Origin of the sequence: Nonomuraea dietziae (genome assembly GCF_014195505.1) — a bacterium.
GTDB classification, from domain to species: Bacteria; Actinomycetota; Actinomycetes; order Streptosporangiales; family Streptosporangiaceae; genus Nonomuraea; species Nonomuraea roseola.
The window spans coordinates 204,111-226,324 of sequence record NZ_JACIBV010000003.1; the positions used below are offsets into that span (position 1 = coordinate 204,111).

Sequence of the window (22,214 nt, forward strand, 5' to 3'; positions counted from 1 at the left end):
CCTGCCGGGCACCCCTGCGGAGAGCTTCTTCCAGCAGCGCCTGCCCGATGCCTCGGTTGACACCGGTGATCAGAATGTTCTTACCTACGATCGTGGTCATCTCACGCGCTGCTCGCCTCAGTACCGGCCAGATCGATGACCTGAGGTGACCGCTTGGCGCGCTGCACGCCGGCGGCCTGCTGGTGTTCCGGGGCGTTCCCGCCCTCCTTCGGGTTCGGCTGGCCCGTTCCCGTGTTGATCAGGTTCCGTAGGCTGCTGCTGATGTAGCCGGCCCATGCGTTGGTGCAGACGTCGAAGCACTCGTACTGCGGGACCAGGCCGACATGCGTGAAGGCGACCCTGGCACCGCCGTCCTTGGCGGAGATCTCGAAGACGACCTGGGTGTCCTTCCACTCCGACTGGTCGTCGATGAAATTGAAGTGGGCCGGGCTGCAGCGCACAGCTCCTCGAGGAGCGCCGCCTGCGCATGGTCGCCGAGCTGGACCGCCCAGGCGATACGGGCCCTGACGGATAAGTGCGGGAGCAGGGGTGCTGTGCACGCGGATGTCTTGAAGGTCACCGGTCACGCCCATCGTGGGCGGCCAGGACCGCGTCGCCGTTCTGCTCGGCCCAGCGGCGGAGCCCGTCGACCGGCTCCAGAGCTGACTGCCCAAGGTCGGTGAGCGCGTACTCGACGCGCGGAGGCACCTCGGCGAACGCCTGGCGATGCACCAATCCGTGATGCTGCAGCCGGCGCAATGTCTGGGTGAGCATCTTGGAACTAATGCCGCCGATGAGGGCCTTGAGCTCGCCGTGGCGGCGCGGGCCATTGCCGAGCGCATAGACGGTGACGAGCGCCCACTTGTCGCTGAGGATCTCGACGGCAAGCCTGGCGGGGCAATCGGCGAGGAACACATCACCCGGACGGTCGAAGGAACTCATGGTGCCTAAGGTACCTTCCGGTTCCTATCGGATGTCTAGCGTAGGCAGGGCCGCGGCGAACGTCGCCGATCACGAACCGAGGAGTACCCGGCCATGCGTGTGATTTCCGCCCGTCACTACGGCGGCCCCGAGCACCTTCAACCCCTCGACCTGCCCGACCCTGTCCTTGGACCGGGACAGGTCCGCATCGACGTCGCCGCCTTCGGGCTGAACTTCGCCGATCTCGTCCAGCTGTCCGGCGAGTTCCAGATCCCCGCCCCCGACCCCCTCGTGCCCGGCTTCGAGGTGGCCGGCACCATCGCCGAAGCCGGGACCGACGTGACGGCGCTGGTCCCCGGGCAGCGGGTCATGGCTCTGGTCACCTGGGGTGCCTACACCGACCAGCTCGTCGTCGATGCCACGCACGTGCTGCCCGTTCCCGATTCCATGGACCTCCCGACCGCCGCCGCCTTTCCTGTCGCGTACGGCACCGCCCACGTCTCACTGCTGCACCGAGGCGGGCTGGAGAAGGGTGAGACCGTCGTGATCACCGGCGCCACTGGCAATGTGGGTTCGGCGGCGCTGCAGGTCGCCCGTGCCGCGGGCGCGCGGGTCATCGCAGTGGACCGGTCCGGTACGCTGCCGCCGTCCGCGGCCGATCACGTCCTGCCACCTGCCGGTCTCGCCCGGGCGATACGGGACCTAACGGACCAGCGCGGCGCCGACCTGGCCCTCGACCTCGTCGGCGGCCCCCTCACGACGGAACTGCTGGACTGCCTGGCCTGGGAGGGACGGCTCGTCACGGCAGGCTTCGCTGGCGGCTCGATCCCCGAGATCAGCCTGCTCGACGTCCTCGTCAGGAACATCGCGATCCTCGGCGAGGACATCGCGGGGTACGCCAGCCGTGACATTGCCACGGTCGCCTCGGCCCTTGAGCAGTGCTTGAGCTGGTACGGCGCGGGCCTCCTGACGCCACGCAGACCGGTCTGTATCCCCGTCACCGACCTCGCCGCGGCCCTAGGCTCCATCGCCGCTGGTACGGCACGCCACAAACTCGCCATCGATCTCAGCGAGCAGTCTTGACTCGTCTGATTGCCGAGTGCCGCTCATGATCAGAACTCGCCGCACCGCCGCGGTCGTCTTCCTCACCTTGACGCTGACCCTGCCTGTATCGGCCGCGACGGCCGCCTCGAAGTCGTTTCCCGCCACCGTGGCCTTCTCCACGGACGCCTCCGCTGTGCGCTTGGCGATCCCTCGCCCCACTGGGCAGTACGAAGTCGGGCGCGACAGCCTACATCTCGTCGATGTCAACCGCCGTGACCCTTGGGTGCCCACGCGCGCACGGGAGCTGATGGTGTCGATGTACTACCCGGCCTATACCGGTGGGAGCGCCGCTCCGTACATGGCAATCGAGAAGGCTCGCCTCCTCCAAGGGCAGAAGCTCAACAAACTGTTCACGCCCGAACAACTCGCGGGCGTCCGCACAAATGCACGCGTCGGCGCTCGCTCCGTCCGCGGCAGGCACCCCTTGGCGGTGCTTTCCCCGGGCTTCAGCCTCAACCGCGCCACCCTGACCGCGCTCGCCGAGGAACTCGCCGCGAAGGGCTAACGTCGTCGCGCTCGTGGATCACGCCTACGAGTCGTTCGGCACGACCTCCCCGGGCGGCCGCACCCTGGCCTGCGTCGCATGCGAGGCGACGGCCAAGGCCCCCGCCGACGAGGCGAAGAAGCTGGCAGCCACTCGCTCGGGGGCAATGCCGCAGCCAGCGTGATGGCGACCGACCACCGCGTTCGCGCCGGGATCAACATGGACGGCACGTTCTTCGCCCCCGTCCCGGCCGCCGGCCTCGACAAGCGGCCGTTCCTCATGCTTGGAGAACCAAGGCCCAGCATTCGTCCGGCTCCACTGACACGACCTGGCTACGAGACTGGCGTCGCCTGGACGGCTGGAAGCGCTGGTTGACTGTGGCCGACTCCGGCCACTTCACCTTCATCAACCTGCCCATCCTGGGCGGGCAGGCTGGAATCACCGACCCCACCGCACCACCACTGTCGGGCAAGCGGTCGGGCGAGATCACCGCGGCGTACGTGGGCGCCTTCTTCGACCAGCACCTACACGGCCAGCATGAGCCGCTGCTGGAGGGGCCCGTCCCCTGCCAATCCCGAAGTTGCCTTCCATAACCCCTGAGACCGGGCTGCAGACATCGGCCGCCGCCGATGGCTGCACATCGGTTGTGCTCTTCTCCTTGCCGGTCAGGACGCCTGGAGGCGGCGCCCAGCCGGGGGCGTGCCGCCAGGGACAGAGGCAGACACCGCAGGCGTCGAGGTTGAGTGCGGCCAGGCGATGCTCTGCCTGTATAGCTTGGCTGCCCTCGGCCAGAGCGCCCACATTGGCCGGCGTAGGACAGACGTACAGCCAGCTCATGCGCATGGAGTCAACGATGGCCGCATCGTGCGTGGCCATCACGACCGTCGTGCTGGTCCTGTTGATCCGGTCGAGCACTTTCATGCTGCTAATACTCGTCGCCGGCCGATGTTTCCCGTTGGGAGCAATGCTGAAATCTGCGGATCTGTCGGGAGGGGCGTACCTTCCCGATGATCACGACTCGCCTTAGGCATGACCGACGCGCCAACCTCGGTCGACGATCTTCACCCGATGCGCGTCGAGGATTACACGCCCACGACGACCAGGTAGTAGTCGTTGCGCCGCTGCCTGTGCTCGGATCGTGAACCGGCCCTCCCACGGGCATCCAGGCGCGAACCAGCCGCAGTTGCTCTTTCTCGGGGGATCCTTGCATTCGCCTGCGCTACTTGCATGAAGCTAGTAGCGTGAGAGTTGGTAGCATCATGCAAGCGGGTGGGTGGAGGTCTCAGATGTTGGGCCGGACTTACGACGAACGGAACATCAGCGCATGGCGGGCCCATACGCACGCGGTCGTCGACTCCACGATCGTTCGCGGCATCTGCGACCTGAACGGCGCAGCGTCACCGAAGCGGAGCCACTGAAACCGAAGCTCAACCACGGGCTCGAAGGCCGCCTTTAGCAATGTCCATGGGTCGCATCACGACCAGAAGATGACTCGGCGACGGGCGTACGAGCCGCTCTCGCCGTTCCCATCCGATCGGCGTCGGCCTTCGTATTACCGAACGTCTGACCCCGGCGCCACAAGCGCAAGCCGGAGACAGGGTCCCCTCGACCTGTGCAAAAGGGGAAATCGGACAGTGTTCAGCGACGACTCCACCCTTGATTTCGTCAGCAGCACCGATCCCTATCGCCGCGAACTGCTCGCTCACTGCTATCGCATGCTCGGATCTCTGGACGATGCCGAGGACCTGGTGCAGGAGACATATTTGCGTGCCTGGCGGGCGTTCGAGCGGTTCGAGGGCAGGTCATCGGTGCGCAACTGGCTCTATCGCATCGCTACCAACGCGTGCCTGACTGCCCTGGATCACGCAAGCCGCAAAGTCTTGCCGTCGGGCCTCATGGACCCCGGCGACGATCCGTACTCGCCGCCGCCCTCCGCCGACGCTGATGTCCCATGGATACAGCCGATGCCCGACGCGCTCGTGGAACCGGAGTCGCAGGATCCGGCAGCCATCGTCACGGCGCGGGAAAGTGTGCGCCTGGCACTGATCGCCAGTCTGCAGTATCTGCCGGCGAGGCAGCGTGCTGTGCTCATCCTCCGGGAAGTCCTGGCGTTTCCCGCCGCCGAGGTCGCGCAGATGCTGGGTACGAGCGTTCCGGCGGTCAAGAGCCTGCTCCAGCGGGCCCGCGCCGCGCTGGAGGAGGCCGCGCCAAGCACGGATCACGTCCTCGAGCCGTCGGATCCGCAGGCACGTGTACTGCTGGAGAGGTATATGGAGGCCTTTGAGAAGTCGGACGCGGCCGCCCTGCAGAAGATCCTTGCGTGACGGCGTCGCCTTGGAGGCGACGGCGGTCGGCGCCTGGTTCGACGGCATGGCGACGTGCCTGCCGTTCCTGGCCAGGCATGTGTTGGGATCCCTCGGCCGCTGGCGGCTGGTGCCGCGGCCTGTCGCCTGTCTGGACGAGCAGGCGCACTGAGCGCGAGCCACCGCTGTCGGGCCGCTCGCCATGGCCGCCGACGGGCTGGTCGCCGCATGGCGGCGGGCTGGGACGTTTGGCGGCAGCGGCTTTGGCGCTCGGCGTGGAAGGGGCGACGCCCCCTTGAGCTGCGCGGCGATGTCGCCGATTTGGCTGGGGCTGGCGGTGATGTGCTGGAGGTTCAGCCTCTCCGGTTCCGAGCGGCCAAGAGGGCGCGTCCCGCAGAGAAGGTCGTGGGAGTCGGGTACCTCAAGCCAGGTGGTGGGGGTCTGAGGTACCTCTTGGAGATCCTTCGGGAGAGGGACGATGCGTGCGGGTGTCGGCGGGAGGCTGGAGCGGTGACAGCTCGCCACGGAGGCGGGCATGGCCCGTGGAGGTCTCCTTGGTGTGGATGGCGTGGCGGACATTGCGATGGCATCCAGGCAGCGTGATAGGAACGCTGATCTGGCTCGTCATCTCCGCCACTGTGGTCAGCGCGCTCTGGTTCGCTGTCGACTCGACCGAGCGGCAGCGGCCCGCCATAGAGCGGTACGCCGCAACCCCGATGGTCATCACCACCGGTGGTATCCGGTACCGCCTCGCCTGATGGCGGCGGTCGATGCGTTGCCCCAGGTGGCCGCAGTGATGCCTGAGCTCTTGGTGGTCGCGCCGCTCTTCGTGCGCGGTGACCTGGTGCACGTCGCGGGCGACCAGTGCCCCAGCCCGTTAGGGCACGGCTGGGGAAGTGCCCGGCTGACGCCGTTCGGCATCCGGCAGGGCAAGCCACCGCAGACGGCGGGCGGAGTCGTCCTGGATGCGGCTGGCCGGGGCGGCGAAGGTGGCCGTGGGCGAGCGGGTGGAGGTGCGGGTCGCCGGAGTCTCACGGACGTACCGGGTGGTCGGAGTCGCGGCGACGGCAGCTCCGTGGCGGCATCAGTCCGCCCTGTTCTTCACCGACGACCACGCTGCCGAGCTGGCCGGGCACCCTAGCAGGTTCGACACGCTGGGTGTTGTGCCCCATGCCGGAGCCAACCCGCACGAGTTCCAGCAAGCCGTCACCCGGGCCATGGAGCCGTACAACCCGCCGCAGGCACAGGCATTCCGCATCGCGACGGGTGCGGACCGGGGCGCCGCCGAGGGGGACCTGCCGCCCGGTGCTGCGCCGGCAGACGGGTACAACGTGTTGTGGTTCCTGGTGTACATGATGGGGCTCATCGCGGTAGGCATGGTCGCTGGCGCCATGGGAGCGTCGATCCGGCGCAGGAGCACAGAGATCGCGATCCTACGGGCCGTCGGGGCCGCCCGGGGCAGATCCGGCTGCTGCTGCTCGCAGAAGGGCTGCTGTTCTCCCTGGTCGCCACCGTGATGACGGTACCGCTCGGGGTGTTGGTCGCTCCCCTGGTGGGCGCGCGATTGCGCGACTTCGGCGTGGTGAGCGTGTCGTTCGAGGTGATTTACCGACCGCTCCCGGCCTTGTGGACCTTGCTGTTCACCCTGGCGGTGACCCTGCTGGCGAGCCTGCTGACGGTACGGCGAGTGCTGCGGATTCGCCGCCCGTTCACCATCGATCGGGATCATCCTGCTGGCCACGCCCATGTAGAGGTTGACCACGCTGACATGGTGGGCGATCACGTCGTGCAGCTCGCGGGCAATGCGCCGGCCTTCCTCTCGGCCACCTGCTGCTCCCTGCGGCGCGACAGCTCCGTGCGCAGGCGCACGATGTAGTCCACCGCTATCGGCGTCGCCGGTATCACCCTGGTCGACAGGGCCGCCGGCAGGTGCTCCTGCGCAATCGCCTGGCCGTGCAGCCACCAGGAGGCTGCCACGCCTGCCACGGCGACCCCTGCCGACGCGGTAGCCGAGGAGCGGCTGCCCACCTGGTAGAGCGCGATGAGCACGGCGCTGACCGGAGCGTCATAGCTGGGCGGTTGTCTGCTTATCACGTACAGTGCACCGACGAGCAAGGCCGTGAAAACCGCGTGCCGTCGGCTCAGCACCATGAGCCCGGCCGCGCCCACTGTCAGCAACGTGGCTTCGGGCCCGACGCCACAAGAGCGTCAGGCAACTCCAGCACGAGCACCAGGACGGCCGGCGCGAGATCACCGATCCACGAACACCTCACCCGGCCGGCGAAGGCCGCCAAGGACATGCACTCCAGGCTACGTCGGCTGCAGCCGCTCGAGAGGTTCTTGCGTGGACGGGCAACAGCGTTCGGCTTCGGCCCCGAGTGCGATCGTCGCAGTTCGCTCTCCGGTGGTAACGGCTTGAATATGCAGCTCACTGCCTTCTAGTTTGTGTCCGCCATAGTCGACGCCACCGTGATCCCCACTGACTGCCTCGCCGATGAGCGGCCGTACTGTCCCAGCAACCGAGCCTTCCGGCGAGCGCCGTGCTCGAAGCATCACATCTCTCGGGGCAGACCGTTGTCCTTCTCCTGAACCAGGAGATCGACGTCGGCGGCTTCGGGGCTGCCGACTGCGGAGAACAGCGCGAACGCTTGTCGCCAGTACGGTGCCGCGGCGCGGACACCGCGCTCTTCGAAGATCGCGTCGCCAAGCGCACGAAGGGCTCGGGCTTCACCGAGACGGTGGCCCGTCGCGCGATGCAGGGCCAGAGCCTGATGTGCCTGGGAGATGGCTTCGGCTCGCGCACCACGGGCGATGCTGGTTTCCGCGAGCGCGGTCAGGGCCAGGCCCTCCAGGATGCGGAAGGAGCGATCGCGGGCGATTGTGTAGGCCTGTTCGGCGTGTGCCGCGGCTTCTGGGAGGCGGCCGAGGCTTCTGGCGGTCGTGGCCAGGCCGATCAGGCTGGCTACTTCGGGGTGGCGATGATTGCCCTGTTTCGACGCGTCGAGAGCCTGTTGGCGGTATTCCTGCGCCTGGTGGTATCGACCGAGTTCGTGATGGACCGCGCCCATGACGTTCAGAGCGCCGGCCTCGAGGAGGCGGTCCTCCAGGTCTTGGCTCATCGCCAATGCTTGGGCAGCGAGTTCGAGGGTCTTGGGATAGTGCCCGAGATCGCAGTGGACGGCGGCTAGCAGGACCAGGCACTCCAGCTCTACACCGCGATCACCCGACTGGCGGCTGAGGGAGAGGCCCTCGTAGAGGTGCTGGGCCGCCTCGTGTAGTCGTCCCAGGCCGTACTTGACGTCCCCCATGTTGCAGAGGTGGACGGCGGGGATGTCGTTGGCGAGCTTCATGGCCTGGCCGAGATAGTCGAGGGCGAGCTCCAACTGCCCTAGATGGTTGTAGGCGACCGCCAGGTTGTTGAGATAGCTCTCCAAGCCACGTTCGCGGTCCGTTCGCCGGGTGAGGGCTCTGTTGAGATGCTCGACTGCCTGTTGCGGATACCCCAGGCGTAGGTAGGCGTTGGCCAGCCCGGCAAGGGCGAAGTTCTGGCAGTCCAGCCAGGCGATCTCCTCGGCGAGCGACAAGGCGCGCGCGTACGCTTGCATCGACAATTCAGGCCGGTCATGGAACGTTTGGACGTTGGCCAGGCTCAGCTGGATCACCGCCTCGGCCGCCGGATCACCGGCTGCGATGGCGGCGGCGAGGGCAGCCTGGGCGCAGGCGAGCCAGTTCTCCAGGCGTCTGCTCATCCAGAAGTGGCCGCGTAGTGCGTCCGTCAGCTGCCACACGATCTCGCGCTGACCGCACCCCGAGGCGTCATGGATCATCGCCACGAGATTGGTGACCTCTGCCTCCAACCACGCCACGGCGCGCTCCTGAGTGTCGAAGGCCGCCGGCGTCACGGCGCTCATGAGCGGTGGTGGCGGCAGCCGTACCCAGTGAGGGTGGAGCAACCGGGCAGCGGCCAGAACGCTGTGGAGGTGCCAGTTGTAGAGGCGCTGCCTGGCTTCCAGCAGCTCGTCGGCGGTTTCGTCAGAGAGGGCGTGCTCGGTGGCGTAGAGGCGGAGCAGGTCATGAAAGGTGTAGCGGCCGGGACCGTGCAGGCGGATCAGATGGAAGGAGGCGAGCATGTCCAGCCTTCGTCTTGCCTCGGCGTTCGAACAGCCGACCAGCGCGGCTGTGGCCTCTGCGGTGAAGTCCGTGCCCGGGAGCAGCCCCAGCAGGCGAAACAGCTTGCGCTGTGGCTCAGGCAGGGCCGTGTAGGACAGGTCCAAGGTGGCGCGCACGGCTGCTGCCTGGTCATTTCCGGCTTCCAGCGCGACCAAACGGTTGCCTTCGCGAAGTTCGCTCACATAGTCGTCCAGGTTCAGGTGCGGGTTGGCGTCGAGGTTGGCCGCCGCGATACTGAGGGCCAGGGGAAGACGGGAGCATAGTTCGCCGAGTTCCGTCTCCGCCCGGGGAGCGGCACGGAGGCGACCTTCGTCCAAGAGCGCGGCCAGCAGGGAATGAGCTTCATCCGGCGAGAAGACGTCGAGGGTGACGCGGAACGCGCCTTCTCGCGCGAACATCCCGCGCAGCTGGCTGCGACTGGTGATCAACGTCTGTGATTCCCCACCGGGAAGCAAGGGGCGTACCTGCGCCTCGTCGCGGACGTTGTCGAGCAGTATCAGCATGCGCCGCCTCGCCATCAAGGTGCGCAGCAGGGCCGACCGCGCGTCCAGCTCGGTCGGGAGCTGCTCTGCCACAACTCCCAATGCCCGCAGCAGCAGCTCCACAGCGGCGGCGGGCTCCACCGGCGCATCGGGTCCGAAACCGCGCAGATCGAGGTACAGCTGGCCGTCCGGGAAGTGGTCGCGGGCCAGATGCGCCCAATGGACGGCCAAAGTGGTCTTGCCGACTCCCGCGGTGCCGTCGAGGATGATCGGCCGTGGTGCCTGACCGCCGGACACGGGTAGGAGTTTCTCCAGCGTCGCCAGCTGGGCGAGGCGGCCGGTGAAGTGTGCGATGTCGGGAGGCAGCTGCCGGGGAGGCACTGTTGATGGGGCGGAGGTGGAGCCGGTGGTTCGTGGGCGCTGCGCCGCCTCGGCATTCAGCTGCCCGGGAATGGCGGCCACGCTGCTCACCGTAGGAGGCATCAGCAGGGTGCGATTGCCGGTGAGGATGTCGTGATGCAGCTTCCGCAGCTCGTCGCTGGGATCGACACCCAGCTCCTGCCGAAGCACGTTGCCGACTGTGTGGTAGGCCTTGAGCGCCTCAGCCTGAAGACCTGATCGATAGAGCGCGAGCATGAGCTGGGCCCACAAACGCTCGCGCAGTGGGTGCGCCGACGTGGCCGCTTTGAGCTTCACGACGATCTCATCATGGTGTCCGGACCGCAGCTCGAGCTCGAACCAGCGCTCCAGGGCCTGTACCCGCTGTTCGTTCAGCACCAGAACGTGGTCGCGATGCAGCGACTCCGACGGCACATCGACAAGGGCAGGGCCGCGCCACAAGTCCAGTGCTTGCTGGAGCAGATCGGCCTCATCGGCCTCGTCGCCGGTCTGGCCCGCGCGCTTTGCCCGGTTGACGAGGTCAAGGAAGACGGTGACGTCGAGGTCCTCCGGTGCGAGCTTGAGGACATATCCCTCATCCCGGGTGTGGATCAGTTGCTGGTCGTCACCACGGCGGAGCAGGGTACGCCGCAACCTGCCGATGTGCGTCGTAACGGCAGCCCGTGCATCGTCGGGCGTCTCTCGTCCGTCCCACATGTGTTCGGCGAGCTGATCGAACGATACGTGCTGATTAGCCTGCAAGAGCAAGGTGGCCAGGGCAATCCGCTGCTTGAGCGCCGGCACGGCCACCGTGACCCCATCGCGCACCACCTCAAGATTGCCCAGCACACCGAACCGCGTCCCCATGCCGGAACGATGCCATATTTTCCCAGGAAGAACACACGGTTCGCAGTATGGGCTATTGCCATGAAAGTGCCGATGCGCCACGTGATCCTCGCGCTGCACCTCGTGACGGCATGACGGCTTCGGCCCAGCGTATTGGGCCGGCGTAGATCGGCGAGACAGCCGCAGGCCTCTGGGGGAGGCGTCCGCTAGCGAAAGGCGGATGGATCAGTCAGGCGACAGCGAAACGACATCAATACGACGCCGGATGGCAGAAATATGAGTCGTCAGGGGCTGATCGCGAAGAATCCATTCGGTCTCCTGCCAGAAGAAGAGTTCAGAGATTGAGGTATTGATCGTGGGAGTGCACCGGCTACCCGCTCTTCCGGTGTATCGAGGCGCATCGGTCTTATGGGGTGTATCGGAACCCGACAAGACGCACTGCAGCGGGTGCTGGAGCGACGGGAACGTCCACGACGACTCCGCCGCGCTCAACGCATGAGGTGACGTAGACCCCAGCGTTGAGCACCAACCCGCGGCCACAACCACCACGCCTGAGCCGACACTCATTGCATGCCTCCGGCGCTGTGATCACGGCGATCTTCTCCGCGGCATCGCTTTGCGTATTTGACGAGCCGAGCCGCAACCGTGCTCGCCGTGATCAGCCGCCTTGGTCAGTGACCTCCGCCTCGTACGAAAGGAGATTCCACGGTGCTCAAGGACGGATCACCACCGTGGTCCCCAGTAAGCCGAGCTTGGCTACAGCGACACCCTCATGAAGGCCGCCAACCACATGGGCTTCCCATCAGGAAGCTGCAGACTCCTTTCCGCTCTGTGGTGGCCTATGCCCCCGCCGGAGTCAGCGCGTTCGGGCTCAGCGCTGTCAGCGGCCTCTTCGCGGACCGGAGCCATCTGGGATTACCGCGGTTCGATTTCTCCGTCTGCTCCGACAGCGCCGGTGTCTTGAACACTGACGTCGGCATGTGCATGCCGATCCAGCATGGGCTGGAGACGATGGTGAACGCCGACCTGGTCATTGTGCTGCCCACTGAGTACCGCCCGCTTCCTCGATCCGCGGCCCTCAACCAAGCACTGGTGAACGCGTATCACAGAGGGTCCCTCATCGCGGCCTACTGCGCGGGCTCGTTCATGCTGGCCGAGAGCGGCCTGCTCGACGGCATGCGTGCCACGACGAATCGGTCCTTGGCCGCTTACCTGGCCTTCCGCCATCCGACGATCACCGTGGAGACCGACGCTCTGTACGTTGACGAAGGTCAGGTGGTCACCGGGGCCGGTGCGGCCGCCGGCATCGACATGTGCCTGCATCTTCTGCGTCGCGAGCACGGCGTGGCCGTTTCCAACGCCGTGGCCGGAGAGTGGATGGTCGCACCGCGTCACGAAAACGGACAGACACAGTATTTTCCCAGCCCTTCGGAGAGCGGCACCCGGTCGCTCGTCAACGATGAGGACGCGCGGCTGGCCGACCTGCTCGTCTGGGCACGCACCCGCCTGAGCCAGCGGCTGTTGGTCAGTGAGCTGGCCAAACAGTCCTTGATGAGCCCTCGTACCTTCGCCCGCCGATTTCAGGCCGCTACCGGCACCACCCCCTACGCATGGCTGACCGATCAGAGGATTGACCTCGCGGAAGAACTGCTGGCGACCACGACCTTGTCGATCCGCGAGATCGCCAGTCGCGTAGGGTTCCGTTCCAACGGTGTGCTCCGCACCCAGTTCGTCAAGCGCCATGGCATCTCCCCGACCGACTACCGCCGGCGCCAACGGTCTGCGAGCGCCCATAGCCCACGTCAGTGAAGGATGTTCCCGGGCGACGACCCGCCACAATGGCCGAATGCGCACTCGGCCGCTGGCTCTCGGTCGGGCAGCGACCGGGGCACCCCGAATGAGGGGAACGCGCTGCTGTCGAAGCGCGTGAGGGCGCAGATCCGGTCGCCGGTGAGGCTCAGGACGAACAAGCCGCTTCCATGGCGCATGCCGGCGGAGGCACGAAAGGAGGCCCGAACGCCGGCTGGCCGTTGGCCCTCGTCGGCACGAGGTCAGCCCTCCCGCACGAGTTGAAAATGCAGGCGAATATCAGGGCCACGACGTCGCGGTCCTGGTATTCGAGGGGAATCGGCGGCAGGGAGGCATAGACATCGTCGGTAAGCAAGGCGACCAGCGTGTCAACATCCCCGAACTCGTTGGCGTGGATGAATCGTCCCATGAGCGTGTCGGCCACCACGCTCGCGCGGCACCCGGGCTATCGCACAAGACGAGCACGGCGACCTGGCGAGTCGGCAGCCGGGACTCGCGGCGGGCGGCCCCGGATCTGGCTCCCGCGCGGGTCCGTGCCACCAGCCGCAAGGTAGCTCTGCGTGATGGTTGGTTACGTGGCGGGGCTTTACGCCTGGGCGGTTCGGGGCGATCCAGGACCCGGTAGACGGGGGGCGGGAGACGGAGAACACCTCGGCGAGGTCTGCGATGGTGTAGGCGCCTCAGTCGTGCATGCGGCGGAGTTCGGCATGCTGTCGCGCGGACAGTTTGGGCTGTTTGCCGCGGAGGTTGCCCTTGGCCTTGGCGACGGCCATGCCCTCGCGGTTCTCATGCGCAGCAGGTCGATTTCGAACTCAGCGAACACGGCGAGCTTGTTGAAGAACCACCTGCACCCCGAAACGGCAGCGGGTCCAGAGGCTAACCAGACCACCATTCCAGGTTTCCGGACCTTCCGCGTCGCCCGCGCTCCACGACCCGGGGCCAGGTCGGCAGGCTCATCCCAAGACCGACGCCCCCGGGTATACCCGATGCCGGAGCTGCGGAGACCGGAGTATCGACCCCGGACTACATCGAGTGGAGTACCCCGAAGTTGGCCAGACAGCGGATACGCGCGCCGGGTTGGTTGAGGAAAGTGTTTGCAGGAGACCCGCGGCCTTCGGGGTCCTTTGAGGGGTGCAGCCAGGAATCACCGGCCGAACCCAGGTGTGGGCAGATGAAGCATCCGCAGCGCGGTTCTGACCACGGCAGCGCCTCCAGGGGGAAACGATGTGGTGTGCGGCCTCGGTAAAGGTGGTCTGGTTCAGGCTAAAGCCGCCACCACAACGAGGTTCTGGAACTTGCGCGGCGGGTAGCTGGGGAGGCCAAGCGGCGAGGCGCCAGCAGGGGGCTGATCCTTCCGCTCGGCCTTCCGGCGACTACGCAACAAAGACTTCCGGGATGGGCCGCCTGGGCCGCTTGGACTACCGGGTGACTCTGGCCAGCAGCTCATCAGTGACACGGGACAGCCTTTCCGCGTCCGTCGCGGAGAACAGCTTGGTGTGCACATTAAGCTCGGTGAACAGGTTGAACGCGGTCAAGGGCGGCTTCGGCGGATCGTCGAGCAGCCGGAGGAGCGGCGGGACCACCTCGGTTGGGGGTTTGGCCATCATCTTCTGTTGCCGAAGGTAGGCCTCGGTCTGCGGATCTAACTCTCCCGCGTAGCTGGTCGCCGTGGTGCCGGGGTGGAAGAGCACATACCGCACCGGTCCTCCGTCGTGCCGCTCGGCGAAGGTCACTCCGAGCAGATCGTTCAAGCGTCCGGTCATGAACATCGCGTGCACCAGGTCGTACCGGCGGGCGCTCTGCAGATCGTCCCAGGCGACCGGTGTGTCATGGCCGGGACCGGCGACGTTCACGATCACCGGCCGGTCCGTCTTCTCCAGCGGGCCGAGCAACCCGTAACTGAACAGCAGGCGGCTGAGGTAGAACAGGGCGAAGTTGTCCTCAAGTCCCTCGGCGGTCATCGACCGGTAGGACCGCATGAAACGTGCGCACAGCACCACGCCGTCGATGGCCGGATACTCCTCGGCCAGCTTGTCAATTGTGCGGCGGGTGTTCGAGACCAGGCTGAGGTCAGCCTGGACGAACACCGCCTTGCCTAGCGCCGAGTCGGCCTCCGACTCGAGTCGTTCGCCCTTCGCCGGATCAGTCCCGATCATCACGGCCCGGTCGCCTCGGGAGAACAACGCGCGGGCCAGCGCCGCACCGATGCCGTCAGTGCCACCGGTGATCACATAAGTCTTCATCGAATCGGCGTCCTTGCCATCTCATCTGCGATTCCCACGGCTGTACACGGGGCCTGGCCACTCGGTCGCCCGTCGCGACAGCTCATCTCCGCCACTGCCGTAAGCGTACGAGTAAGTCTATTGAACCATACTCGCCAGTCTAGTCAGATGGTTCATGCGCGAAAGGACTGGGAGAAGCAGGCTGGCGCCGCCGAGGCCGCGTTCGCCGTAACGTCTACCTGCTGCTGATCGGCGACAGGCAGATCGAGACCTGGACGAGACGATCGACCTGACCGTCCACCCTGTGGTGTCTTTCGTCAAGCTCGTTCCCCTGGTCCACGGGCTCCCTGCAGAACATCGCAGCTGGCTGCCTGTATCGGTATCCCGACGACGCCCACCTGAACGGTTCCGGTCAGGCCGACGCCACCCGTGAGCTGCCCGGTGGCATGGTCGCGCGCTGGAAATTCGCCCCGATGGTGCTGTCGCAGACCCTGCGCGACGCTACCCCGCCTGGCCGTCGCTGACAGATGCGCACTCAGAGAGCGGTTCCTCCGCCTCCACGGCGACCTGAGCACCTACAAGATCCATCTCGGCTCAATCCGTCCATTGCCCGCCAGACCCAGCTCACCAAGGGTGACCGTCATTCGTTCTGAGGTGTGCGCCCGGAGCCTGACCTCATTCTGAAACCTGTTGGGATGTATGAAGCAACCCGGCCTATCGGGTAATCAGGAGTGATCACCCCTTGCGGTGGCGCCGGGAGGTGTCGGCGCGGGCGGCGTCGAGGAACTTGCGCCAGGCCACGGTGACCAGCCCGTGCAGCAGGGCCTCATCCACCATGCGTCACTCCGTGATGGTCGGCGGCATGACCAGGAACGGGCGCACCTCGAGCCACTCCTGGATCGGCTTGCCGCCCGCGCCAGGAGCCGCCGACAGCTCGCTGGCCAGCTCCAGCGCCCGCTCGTAGGTCTCGACGTCGATCACCGTCCAGCTGGCGATCAGGTCCTTGGTCTCGGCGAACGGGCCGTCGGTGACCGGTGGCCGGCCTTCGCCGTCGAAGCGGACGAACGTGCCCTGCGGGGAGAGTGCCTGACGGTCGACGAACTCGCCGGTGTCCTCGAGCCTGTCGGCGAAGTCGCGCATGTACTGGTTGTGGGCGGACAGCTCCGACAGCGTCCACCGGTCCATGGGCACGTCGTTGACCGTTGCCGGCGCGCCCCGGTAGTGCTGGAGGATCAGGTACTTGGCCATCACGTTCTCCTTTGGTGCGCTACGCCCATTGTGGGCCGTGCTCACTGCGGAGACGAAACCGTGCGGCGTTTCTCGACATCGGGCGGCGCTGCGGCGCGCTGACTTTCCTCCCGCTGGCGGGCCGTTGTTCGGGTCGGAGTTCTGGACGTATGTGCGGCCGCGGCGGGTGGGACCTGGCCGGTGAGCGGGAGGCGCTCACCAGCGGCGAGGTCACGGACACCGTGAGTGACAGGCTGCTGTCTGCTGAGATCAACCAGTTCCCCGACTTGCTCGACATTATCTACACGCGCGTGGCCGACTGGCTCGCCTGCCTGACCGTCACGGGGCACCTGCGCAGTCCCGATCCGCTCTTGGCCGCCGAACAGTTCTTTGCCCGGCTGACCGGCCCGATGGACAAACGCGCACGCCTCGGCAAGCCAGGTTCCCACTGCCGAACTGCGCGGCCACCGTTGACCAGGATCGCGGTGTCTGCTGGCACAACAGCAAGCCTCGTGCCGGTGAGCGACCATGTCACGGCGCGGCGCCGGCGCGGCAGGAAACGGAGATCGCTCGCGGCATGTTGCTCGCTGTCAGAATGGGCGTGTGGACTGAGTCCCGCAGGAGGCTCCCTTCTGCAGGTTGAGCTGGTCGTGGATGAGCCCGAGATACAGGCAGCCGTCTCTTGCGTTGGGCTCGATGATGCCGCCCTCGTGCCACTCGTTCCAGGCGTAGATGCTCACGAAGTTGTCCACAGCGGAGATGTGGTGGGAGCTCGCGATGTCGGCTCGGATCTGGTTCAGGCCTTGAGCGAACAGCGCCGGGGTCTGGTCCGTGTAGTAACGGATCTTCGTCCGGTCTGGGATGAGGAGCGGGTAGCGGGGACGCTCGTCGAAGCCTGCAGCCGCGCACCGCATGAACTGCGGGGGTGTGGCGCCGAAGTATGCCGGCATCGCAGCGATGTAGTCGTTGTAGCTCTTGACCTGGTCGATACGCACTCCGCAGTAGGCGCCGTCGGCTCCCCATCGTGCGGGTGCTGCTGGGTCGAGCATGGCCTCCCAGTAGCCGAGTACGAGCACGTCCTCATTCAGCATGGCTTTGGCCTGCCGGCGGACGGCGTCGATAAAGGAGCGCGTGTCGGCGTCGCTGCCGTCGCCGAGCCCGCGTTGGTCGCACAGTCCCAGGATCAGCCGCCCATCGTTGGCGCGCAGGTAGTTGGACTGGTTGAAGAATGTACCGGCGAGCCGTTTGGCGACGGTGGTGTAGTCGCTTGTGGGGATCTGCAGGCCGTCCCATGGATGGGCGCACACGGTCAGTGCGAAGTCGATGTTAGTGCGATTGCGGGCTTGGCTGAAGGCGGCCAGTGATGCCTCGAACTGCTCGGGGGAAGTTTGCAGAGCGCTCTTCCAGTACCAGTAGAACTGGAAGAAGTCGAGTCCCGCTCCGGTTGCCTGGGCGATGTGCTTCTCCAGGGTCTCCGGCTGGGAGTCATCGTAGAACCCGATCTCTGGCTTCAGATGCGAGAAATCCCCGGCCCAACCCTGGGTGTTCTTCGGTACGGCCGGATCGGCGCCGGAAAAGTCGCGTACGCCGCCCCACCAGTCGCCGGCGCGTCCGAAGACGTTCTTCGTGGCGGTAATGACGCTGGTGGACTTCGGGTTGAACGTGCCGAAATAGATGGCTCCGGCGCGAATCCACTCGGGGTGCCCCCAGCCGAGTGCCCTGTCGACGCGGTACCCGGCGGCGATCAACTCCTGGCTGTGGTCCTCGAAGGCCACTCGCCATTCTCCTGACCTGCTGAAGCGCATTAGCCGCTTGGTGCCGGCCGTATGCCGTTGCGCCAGATGACCGGCGACGCCCTCGACCTCGAACCGTCCGGTGGCCGCCAGGCTGTCGCGCTCCGAGGCCGATGCTGTGAGCAGGTAGGAGGATCCGGAGCGTAGTCGGTAGACGGGCTGGGAGCCGGTGAACGCGGCCATTCGCCAGTGGCCGACCTGTCCGGCCTGCCGGGTGAACCCGTAGAGGCTCACCGCCGCGGCCGCCTCTGCGGTCGACAACGTGTACAGCCGGCCTTTCCCGCCCGGTGCCAGCAGTTCCATCATGGGCACCGGATCGGTGACCTTGGCCGCCACCGTGGTGGCCTCCGCATTCCCGGCCGGTGCGGTGGGACCAGCCATCAGCAGGGCAGCGGCGATCACCATCGCGGCTCCTACCCTCCAGACACTTCTCACGGGATCCCATTCGCTCGACTCGTTGTGACCGGAGAGAGTAGCCCGGAGGCATGGCGTGGTGGACGTGATCGGCTTCCGAGTAGTCGGAATGGCAGGAAAGCTGCTCAGACGGGCAGCAGTGCTTCTGATGGAGTCCTGAGGTAAAGGCCGTCCTTCTTACATGTCGGAAGCCTCTGTGACCATGGCTGCGGTCGGCTCGGCGGGATGTCGCGTGCAACGCGACCGAACCAGGATGGTGAATACGAAGACCAGGGCCGACTGCCGCAGGTGCAGGGCGAGCATGGAGACTTCCTAGTTCTCCCGGGTCGGTGCCGCCGATGGTGCCTGCCTGTCGGAAAGAGAACGGGGTCGTGTGGGAGGCGGCATGCTCACTCAACAGGCCGCGAGTCGGCGGCAGTGAACGCCTGCAGGAAGGTGTTCACGGCCGCGCGAGAGAGGCCGCGCAGTTCGGTAGTGGGAACGTGGCGCGTGCCGAGGCGTGCGCGTTTGTCCATCGGGCCGGTCAGCAGGGCGAAGAACTGTTCGGCGGCCAAGAGCGGATCGGGAGTGTGCAGGTGCCCCGTGATGGTCAGGCGGGCGAGCCTGTCGGCCAGGGCTTCGGTGATACGGTCGGCCGCGCGCGTGTGGATGATGTCGAGCAGGTCGGGGAACTGGTTGATCTCAGCAGACAGCAGCCGGCGTAGTGCCCAGGATCGCTCGTCGCAGTAGCACCGGAGCAGGCGGAGGCCGACGCCTTCGAGGGTTGCGCGAAGATCGTGCCCACCATCTGTGAGCTGGTGGACCGCAGCCAGGTTGTCGGCCAGCGCCTGGTCGGCCGAGGCGGCGATGGCCTCACGGAGCAGGGTCTCCTTGTCACCGAAGTGGCTGTACACGGTGGCCTTGGCCACACCCGCCTCCCCCGCGATCACGTCCACACTGGCTTGGGCGTATCCCGCACGGGCGAAAACGGCGAACGCGGCAGCGAGCATCGCCTGCCGCTTGTCGATCCGTCCACGCCCCGCGACGGCTGCACTCATGGCGTCAGCATACGCGAGGGCCCGTAAGAGCAGACTTGTGAGTCTGGCCGAAGAGATTGCGCCGGGATTCGCTCAGCCGATCTTGTGGCCGCCGTGCTCAGCGGCTCCTCCCGCGAAGACGACCTGGTCCTCGAGGCACTGGCGCAGGCTGTCCATGCATGCGCCGGGACGTCTGCAGTGCGTCATGGAGATCTCCATGCTGAAGACACTGGCCGGAAGCAGCGCAGTCACCATCGAACGTGCCCGAGGAGGAAACCACTGGTCACCACCGTGTTCGTGCCAGAGCCGTCATGGACAGACCCTGTCAGGACAAGCACGCGACCTGGACGGGCGGCGAATTCCACTTCGCCGCCCGTCTTGGGGATGCCGATCTCGGCTGCGATGACGCCGGGCGGCAGAGCTCACCCTTGGGCCCATGCCGACGCCATTTCCGCCGGTTGGTTGGCAGAGGAAGGAGGGCCCTAACCGGCCTGCCGCACGTTCTTCGATGTTCCCGCGACTCTCGCTGGACTGGTGAGGACCTGCAGTTCGGTGAAGCGGTGAAGACCCCATGGGCCGTTGGTCACGCTGATTCCGCTGTGCTTATGGCCGCCGAAGGGCAGGTCCGGGCGCAGGCCGTTGTCGTGTGGCAACTGGGCGAAGCTGGTCTCGACGACGGTCAGCCGCGTGCCGACACCGATCTTCGAGTGCCTGGAGATCTTTCACAATCGGCGACGGCATAGCAGCCTGGGCATGCTCACCCCGATACAAGTTCGAGAACGCACCCACCGTGGCATGACAATCCAAGATCGGGAACACTCGGATTTGTGCGATTCCTTTCGCTCGTCGCAAGGTCTTTATTGATATGCCGACCGACTACGCTGTCAGGCTGCTGGGCGCGGCCATCGACTATGCCCATGAATGCGTGACGCCCGTGCGGCCGCAGGACCTGCCGAAGCCGACGCCCTGCGCTGTCGGAGATGTCGAGGCGCTGCTGTGGCGCCTGAACGACGCGCTTGAACTCCTCTACGAGGCCCTCACCGAAGCGGTGATCAGCTGGGAGCCTGTCATTCAGACGGGGGACGATCCTGTTGCCTTCTTCCACGTCCGGACGCGCAGGCTGCTGGCCGTGGCCGCGACGAGTGCGCGCCCGGACAGCCCTATCGCGATCGGTGATCGCTACCTGCCCCGGGGGCTCCTCCTTGCCGCGTGCACGGTGGAGATCACCGTTCACGCCTGGGACGTCGCCTGGTCCTGTAGACGCGACCAGCCTGTTCCGCCGCCGCTGGCCACTGGTGTCCTGGAGCTCCTCCCTCTAGTCCTGACCACCGGTACCAGCCACTTGCAGCATGGCCCGCCCTTACCTGTTCCCGATGGTGCCAGCCCAGGCGACCGACTCATGGCGCGGTTCGGACGGCGGGTCTCGTCGTGACCTCACGACAGAGTGCTAGGTGTGCCGAAGGAAGGAAGCAGGTCCTGCTTACCGAACACGGCAATCCGGCTGATGCCACCCGGCGTGACGGTGAGGACGGCGAGGCCGAAGGCGTCGTAGGAGCCGTCCTCACCGCGTAGGTAGGCGGCAGCGGCGGGCTGCCCGTTGGCCTGGACGGCAACCATCCGCCAGGTTCCGGGAGAGCCCAGCACCCGGGCGAGGTAACGCAGGCAGGTGTGCAGCCCGGAGAACCACGTGGAGTACCCGACCATCTCCAGCGCGGCGTCCTTGCGCAGGGCCCGCTCCAGAGCCGCCAGATCCGCCTTCTCGAAGGCGGTCATGTACTGCTCCAGCAGGTCCTGGGCATCGTGCTCGGTGAGTTTCTCGTGCGTGGTGTCGAGATCGGTCAGGGCCGCGCGAGCGCGCTGCAGCGTGCTCTTGACCGCGGCCACGGAGGTCTCCAGCATGGTGGCCACGTTCGCGGCGGGGAATTCCAGCACCTCGCGCAGCAGGTAGACCGCCCGCTGCCGCGGCGTCAGCTTCTGGAGGCTGGCAACGAGCGCGAGGCGCAGTTGTTCGCGCGAGGTGATGATGGAGGCGGGATCGCCCGGGCCGGCCGTGACCATCGTGTCGGGGATCGGCTGCAGCCAGAGCACGTCTCCGCTCGCCGCTTCGGGCGGGGCGTCGGGGTCGCCGCCCGCCGGCCCGAGGCCGGAGGGCAGCGCACGCCGGTTGCGTTGCTTGCGCTCGTTCAGGCAGGCGTTGGTGGCGATCGTGTAGAGCCAGGTGCGAAGGGACGAGCGTCCTTCGAACTTCTCAAAGCCGCGCCAGGCGCGCAGGTAGGTCTCCTGCACCAGGTCTTCGGCTTCGTGCACCGAGCCCATCATGCGATAACAGTGCGCCAGCAGCTCGCGACGGTACGGCTCCGCGAGCGTGGCGAACTCCTCCTGCGTGTGCACCGTGGTCCTCTCCCGCCTGTTGTGTCGACTCTCGCTGAGCCGTACCCATGAGGACCATCCAGGGCGGTCAAAGGAATCGCTGCCGAGACCCGGAAGCGGGTATCGGCGACCGCTCTGTCCCTGGCGCGAAGGAGACCTTGACCTCGATCATCTTCTCGACGTCGCCAGGTGACTGGCCTGCCGACTCGGCGCCCGTGGACACCGTCGGCAGCAAAGAGTCGGTGTCGAGCGCTGGCTCCTTTTCGGAGGTGGTGATCCAGTCGTCGCCCGCCCGAAGGGCAAACCGGGGTGGCGCCGGGCCCGAGTAGGCGAGCCAGATCGTTCCCTACCACTGGGCCACGCAACGCGAGAGGTTGTACGAATAGCGATCTGGGTCAATGCTGCCCCGACTGGGCCCTGGCGGAGCTCTCACAATGGGCTGGACAGCAGCGTCGAATCCGTCAAGAGCGCTCTGAAGCGGGCGCGGGCCACGTTGAGTGCCCACCTTTCCGAGCCTTCATGGAGCCCATGAGAGGACGGATGCTGCCGCTCTGGCGACGTTGCTGAGCAGGTCGATCACCTGGCTGCGCGAGGAATCGTCCCCTTGTAGACCTCGGCTGTGGATCGCCTGATGAGGAGAACGTGCACAAGATTGCGGTGCGTCGCCAGCCGGAGGCTCGCGTCGCCTCCGTCAGC

At 66.4% G+C, this 22,214-nt stretch carries 18 protein-coding genes and 5 pseudogenes; 12 read left to right on the forward strand and 11 right to left on the reverse strand.

Going from position 1 to position 22,214, the window contains the following annotated elements:
• Positions 1–101 precede the first annotated feature (101 nt).
• Complete coding sequence (locus FHR33_RS47950; RefSeq protein ID WP_183662718.1) at positions 102–440, reverse strand: SRPBCC family protein; 339 nt, start codon at positions 438–440, stop codon at positions 102–104.
• Between the two features lie 115 nt (positions 441–555).
• Positions 556–921 (reverse strand): winged helix-turn-helix transcriptional regulator, encoded by a 366-nt coding sequence (locus FHR33_RS47955; RefSeq protein ID WP_183662722.1) that lies wholly within the window; start codon positions 919–921, stop codon positions 556–558.
• 93 nt (positions 922–1,014) lie between these two features.
• Here FHR33_RS47955 and FHR33_RS47960 point away from each other — a divergent pair, with 93 nt between their 5' ends.
• The 3 genes from FHR33_RS47960 to FHR33_RS49545 all read left to right on the forward strand — a co-directional run bounded on the left by FHR33_RS47960 (position 1,015) and on the right by FHR33_RS49545 (position 3,081).
• Positions 1,015–1,983 carry an NADPH:quinone oxidoreductase family protein gene (locus FHR33_RS47960; protein WP_183662726.1) on the forward strand — a complete coding sequence of 323 codons (969 nt, stop codon included), beginning with the start codon at positions 1,015–1,017 and terminating at the stop codon, positions 1,981–1,983.
• A 25-nt stretch (positions 1,984–2,008) separates the two neighbouring features.
• The gene (locus FHR33_RS49540) at positions 2,009–2,509 is read left to right on the forward strand and encodes an alpha/beta hydrolase (protein WP_221242718.1); all 501 of its coding nucleotides are present in this window, start codon (positions 2,009–2,011) and stop codon (positions 2,507–2,509) included.
• Between the two features lie 350 nt (positions 2,510–2,859).
• On the forward strand, positions 2,860–3,081 hold the full coding sequence (locus FHR33_RS49545) for a hypothetical protein (protein ID WP_221242719.1): 222 nt from the start codon (positions 2,860–2,862) through the stop codon (positions 3,079–3,081).
• Between the two features lie 244 nt (positions 3,082–3,325).
• Here FHR33_RS49545 and FHR33_RS47970 read toward each other — a convergent pair.
• Positions 3,326–3,448, reverse strand: a pseudogene (locus FHR33_RS47970) (cell division ATP-binding protein FtsE); the annotation flags it as partial.
• 674 nt (positions 3,449–4,122) lie between these two features.
• Between FHR33_RS47970 and FHR33_RS47975 the strand changes: the two are divergent.
• The 5 genes and pseudogenes from FHR33_RS47975 to FHR33_RS53605 all read left to right on the forward strand — a co-directional run.
• The gene (locus FHR33_RS47975) at positions 4,123–4,812 is read left to right on the forward strand and encodes an RNA polymerase subunit sigma-70 (RefSeq protein ID WP_376773332.1); all 690 of its coding nucleotides are present in this window, start codon (positions 4,123–4,125) and stop codon (positions 4,810–4,812) included.
• Positions 4,805–4,963 (forward strand): hypothetical protein, encoded by a 159-nt coding sequence (locus FHR33_RS49550; protein WP_221242721.1) that lies wholly within the window; start codon positions 4,805–4,807, stop codon positions 4,961–4,963. The genes FHR33_RS47975 and FHR33_RS49550 overlap by 8 nt, the downstream gene beginning before the upstream one ends.
• Before the next feature lie 427 nt (positions 4,964–5,390).
• Positions 5,391–5,549, forward strand: a complete 159-nt coding sequence (locus FHR33_RS47980) for a hypothetical protein (RefSeq protein ID WP_183662729.1) — start codon at positions 5,391–5,393, stop codon at positions 5,547–5,549.
• A 207-nt stretch (positions 5,550–5,756) separates the two neighbouring features.
• Entirely contained in the window at positions 5,757–6,308 is a 552-nt protein-coding gene (locus tag FHR33_RS51415; protein ID WP_183663254.1) for an ABC transporter permease family protein, read from the forward strand.
• Positions 6,305–6,430, forward strand: a pseudogene (locus FHR33_RS53605) (hypothetical protein); the annotation flags it as partial. The gene FHR33_RS51415 and the pseudogene FHR33_RS53605, both read left to right, overlap by 4 nt.
• A gap of 108 nt (positions 6,431–6,538) precedes the next feature.
• Here the strand turns inward: FHR33_RS53605 and FHR33_RS53610 are convergent.
• A pseudogene (locus FHR33_RS53610) lies at positions 6,539–6,754 on the reverse strand (histidine kinase); the annotation flags it as partial.
• 589 nt (positions 6,755–7,343) lie between these two features.
• Entirely contained in the window at positions 7,344–10,688 is a 3,345-nt protein-coding gene (locus FHR33_RS47995; protein ID WP_183662732.1) for an AfsR/SARP family transcriptional regulator, read from the reverse strand.
• 810 nt (positions 10,689–11,498) lie between these two features.
• Here FHR33_RS47995 and FHR33_RS48000 point away from each other — a divergent pair.
• Positions 11,499–12,476, forward strand: coding sequence for a GlxA family transcriptional regulator (locus FHR33_RS48000; RefSeq protein ID WP_221242722.1), 978 nt, complete (start codon positions 11,499–11,501; stop codon positions 12,474–12,476).
• Between the two features lie 148 nt (positions 12,477–12,624).
• Here the strand turns inward: FHR33_RS48000 and FHR33_RS48005 are convergent, their stop codons facing one another.
• Both FHR33_RS48005 and FHR33_RS48010 read right to left on the reverse strand, forming a co-directional pair.
• The gene (locus FHR33_RS48005) at positions 12,625–12,903 is read right to left on the reverse strand and encodes a sigma-70 family RNA polymerase sigma factor family protein (RefSeq protein WP_183662735.1); all 279 of its coding nucleotides are present in this window, start codon (positions 12,901–12,903) and stop codon (positions 12,625–12,627) included.
• Between the two features lie 991 nt (positions 12,904–13,894).
• Positions 13,895–14,707, reverse strand: coding sequence for an SDR family NAD(P)-dependent oxidoreductase (locus FHR33_RS48010; RefSeq protein WP_183662738.1), 813 nt, complete (start codon positions 14,705–14,707; stop codon positions 13,895–13,897).
• A 432-nt stretch (positions 14,708–15,139) separates the two neighbouring features.
• Here FHR33_RS48010 and FHR33_RS53725 point away from each other — a divergent pair, with 432 nt between their 5' ends.
• Positions 15,140–15,382: a DUF7737 domain-containing protein gene (locus FHR33_RS53725; RefSeq protein WP_434094482.1), complete on the forward strand. Its 243-nt coding sequence runs from the start codon at positions 15,140–15,142 to the stop codon at positions 15,380–15,382.
• 156 nt (positions 15,383–15,538) lie between these two features.
• Here FHR33_RS53725 and FHR33_RS48015 read toward each other — a convergent pair whose 3' ends face one another.
• On the reverse strand, positions 15,539–15,946 hold the full coding sequence (locus tag FHR33_RS48015) for a YciI family protein (RefSeq protein WP_183662741.1): 408 nt from the start codon (positions 15,944–15,946) through the stop codon (positions 15,539–15,541).
• 149 nt (positions 15,947–16,095) lie between these two features.
• On the opposite strand from FHR33_RS48015, the pseudogene FHR33_RS53615 reads away from it, so the two are divergent.
• Positions 16,096–16,350 (forward strand): annotated as a pseudogene (locus FHR33_RS53615) (TetR/AcrR family transcriptional regulator C-terminal domain-containing protein); the annotation flags it as partial.
• Between the two features lie 165 nt (positions 16,351–16,515).
• On the opposite strand, the gene FHR33_RS48025 reads toward FHR33_RS53615, so the two are convergent.
• Positions 16,516–18,123 (reverse strand): glycoside hydrolase family 99-like domain-containing protein, encoded by a 1,608-nt coding sequence (locus FHR33_RS48025; RefSeq protein ID WP_183662754.1) that lies wholly within the window; start codon positions 18,121–18,123, stop codon positions 16,516–16,518.
• A gap of 398 nt (positions 18,124–18,521) precedes the next feature.
• Positions 18,522–19,169: a TetR/AcrR family transcriptional regulator gene (locus FHR33_RS48030; RefSeq protein WP_183662757.1), complete on the reverse strand. Its 648-nt coding sequence runs from the start codon at positions 19,167–19,169 to the stop codon at positions 18,522–18,524.
• A gap of 844 nt (positions 19,170–20,013) precedes the next feature.
• Between FHR33_RS48030 and FHR33_RS48035 the strand changes: the two genes are divergently transcribed.
• Positions 20,014–20,580 (forward strand): DinB family protein, encoded by a 567-nt coding sequence (locus FHR33_RS48035; protein ID WP_183662760.1) that lies wholly within the window; start codon positions 20,014–20,016, stop codon positions 20,578–20,580.
• 2 nt (positions 20,581–20,582) lie between these two features.
• Here FHR33_RS48035 and FHR33_RS48040 read toward each other — a convergent pair.
• A pseudogene (locus FHR33_RS48040) lies at positions 20,583–21,557 on the reverse strand (RNA polymerase subunit sigma-70); the annotation flags it as partial.
• Positions 21,558–22,214 lie beyond the last annotated feature (657 nt).